This window comes from Eubacterium sp. An11 (assembly GCF_002161065.1).
Classification (GTDB): Bacteria; Bacillota; Clostridia; order Lachnospirales; family Lachnospiraceae; genus Anaerobutyricum; species Anaerobutyricum faecale.
Genome location: NZ_NFLV01000064.1, coordinates 1 through 2,740, shown reverse-complemented (window position 1 = coordinate 2,740; position 2,740 = coordinate 1). Strand labels below are relative to the sequence as shown.

The 2,740-nt window shown below is 54.2% G+C and carries 3 protein-coding genes; all 3 read left to right on the top strand.

Annotation, left to right across the window (positions count from 1 at the left end):
* Positions 1-133 precede the first annotated feature (133 nt).
* On the top strand, positions 134-508 hold the full coding sequence (locus tag B5E53_RS18390) for a hypothetical protein (protein WP_087317583.1): 375 nt from the start codon (positions 134-136) through the stop codon (positions 506-508).
* On the top strand, positions 498-860 hold the full coding sequence (gene tnpB, locus B5E53_RS18385; protein WP_087317581.1) for an IS66 family insertion sequence element accessory protein TnpB: 363 nt from the start codon (positions 498-500) through the stop codon (positions 858-860). The genes B5E53_RS18390 and tnpB overlap by 11 nt, the downstream gene beginning before the upstream one ends.
* A 280-nt stretch (positions 861-1,140) precedes the next feature.
* On the top strand, positions 1,141-2,740 hold a 1,600-nt coding region (locus B5E53_RS18380; RefSeq protein ID WP_343215688.1), incomplete at its 3' end, for an IS66 family transposase.

Here is a 2,740-nt window from a genome sequence, read left to right as displayed (position 1 = left end):
GTAAACGGTAAATACTCCGTACCTCGAAAATCATAGTCATATGTGAGACAATAGACTCGATTCTTATCAATCCGTGCTAATAGTTCAGTACTCAACTTTTAGTACTGTTATAGAAATGAGGTGAGTCTACACTATGAGATCAGAAACATCTGTTGTAGCAACGCAGTACCGGCTCCAGGAATGGGCCGCACAGATCAAGGACTGCCAGAACCGTCCGGAAGGCATGAAGGTATCGGATTGGTGCGAGATCCATGGGATTTCAAGATCCAATTATTATTACCGCCTCCGTCAGGTAAGACGGGCATGTCTGGCGGCCTTTCCCGAGGAGCAGCTCCCCGGTCAGGTCGTCCCGGTAGATCAGGGGCTGCCCGCAAAGCTCCCATCCGCCACAACTCCCATGGAGCCCGGGCTGGATATCTGTCTCCGGGATTATAAGATCCGTGTGACAGAAGCGACACCGCCTGGCCTCCTGTCCACAGTACTCCGGGTGATCCGGGATGCTGAATGACGCCACCTGTTTCCAGGCCGTCTATATCGTCTGTGGCTATACAGACTTACGTTTTGGTATGGACCGTCTGGCGGCAGTGATCGAAACAAAGACAGGGAATAGTCCCTATGTCCCCGGGACCCTGTACCTGTTTTGCGGGAGACGATCGGACCGCATCAAGGGATTGGTCTGGGAAGGGGATGGATGGCTCCTGCTATATAAAAGATTATCGGAAAGCCAGTTCCAGTGGCCGAGGAATGCGGAAGAAGTGCGGAAGCTGACAAAGCAGCAGTTCCGCTGGCTGATGGAGGGGCTGACGATCACACCGAAGAGGTCCGTCCGGATGGTGGAACCCCCGGAATATATCGGATGACTTTGTGCAAAACAGAGAAATCCCAGACAGCTGTTATCTCAGCGGAAAGAGCCCCTGTCCCCGGCAGCAGGGACAGGCACAGGCGCGTCCATCCGACCGCATATGCCGCAGGATCCCCTGTTTCTTTTTAGAAAAAGAGGAACGGGGACAACGGCTCTGTCGCTGGCCCCGTACATTTGCGGCCATAGGCATTATGACGGACAGCTTCCCATGCAGGGTTCGCAAAAATGGCCATTTTCTGTTATACTGGGACCAGTGGGACTACCGGGAGGAAATGGTTATGGGATATACAGAAGAAAAACTGAACAGCCTGGACAAAGAGACGATCATCCAGCTGTTCCTGGCACAACAGGAGCAGCTCAGACAGATCGACCAAAACCTCCAGCTTGTACTGGAGCAGCTGGCAGACCAGAAAAGACGCCGTTTCGGCAGGTCATCGGAGAAACATGAGACCGAGGGACAGATTGCTTTTATGGAAGTGGATGGGACGATCGTTTTTTTTAATGAAGCGGAGGCGGTCGCTGCAGAAAGCGCTGATGACAGCCTGGAAGAGGTTCCCCGGCAGAGGCCGAAAAAGAAGCGTGGGAAACGGGAAGAAGACCTGAAGGGGCTCCCGGTCGTTGTGGTCGAACATTCCATGGAGGAAAAGGAACTGGAGCAACGGTTCGGGCAGGGCGGATGGAAGCAGCTGCCCGATGAGATATACCGCAGGTACCGTTTTACCCCGGCAAAGGTGGAGGTAGAAGAACATCATGTGAAGGTATATGCCGGGAAAAAGACAGAAGAAGTCGTAAAGGCCCCGCACCCGGGCTGCCTTTTAAAAGGGAGCCTCGTATCCCCGTCCCTGGAGGCGGCAGTGATGAACGCCAAATACGTCAATGCCGTCCCGCTTTACCGGCAGGAGCAGGAGTTCGCGCGGTACGGCCTGCATATCTCCAGGCAGAACATGGCGAACTGGACGATCCAGTGCGCGGAGAGGTATCTTGCAGTCCTTTATGACCACCTGCATGAGGCTATGTACCATTACCATGTGCTGCAGGCAGACGAGACCCCTGTACTGGTGAACAAGGACGGACGTCCGGCCGGGGCGAAAAGTTACATGTGGGTGTACCGCACGGGACAGATGTATGAAGGCCGGCAGATCATCTTGTATGAGTACCAGAAGACACGCAACGCCAGCCATCCCAGGGGATTCCTGAGAGGTTTCAGCGGCATCTGCGTCACGGATGGGTATCAGGTCTACCACACGGTCGAAAAGGAACGGGAAGACCTGAAGACCGCGGGATGCTGGTCCCACGCCAGACGCCGGTATGACGAAGCGGTCAAAGCCCTGCCAAAAGCAAAGCAGAAAGACAGCCGCGCGTACCTGGCGCTGACTATGATACAGGCTATCTATCGGGAGGAAAAGCAGTTAAAGGGTCTCCCGGCAGAAGAGCGCAGGGACCGCCGCCAGTGGAGCGTCCGCCCATTGGTGGAGGCCTATTTCGCGTGGATAAAAGAAAATCTCCCAAAAGTGCCGCAGAAGAGCAAGACCTGGGAAGGCTTCCAATACTCCATCCACCAGGAAAGATACCTGAAAGTGTTCCTCGATGACGGAGAAGTCCCGATGGACAATAATGCTGCGGAGCAGTCGATCCGGGGATTCTGCATCGGTAAGAAGAATTGGGTGATGATCGATACGGTCGCAGGGGCAAAGGCCAGTGCCATAATCTATAGCATTGCAGAAACAGCGAAAGCCAACGGACTGAAACCATATGATTATTTTGAGCATCTTCTCACAGAGATCCCGAAACATCTGGATGACACGGACCGTGGATTTCTGGAAGACCTGCTCCCGTGGTCACCGAACCTGCCGGCGAACTGCCGGAAATCCGGAAAAG

What these genes read in the sequence shown, in the direction of transcription:
- B5E53_RS18390 (WP_087317583.1), top strand. Translation starts at nt 134, where the DNA reads ATGAGATCAGAAACATCTGTTGTAGCAACGCAGTACCGGCTCCAGGAA.
- tnpB (WP_087317581.1), top strand. Translation starts at nt 498, where the DNA reads ATGCTGAATGACGCCACCTGTTTCCAGGCCGTCTATATCGTCTGTGGC.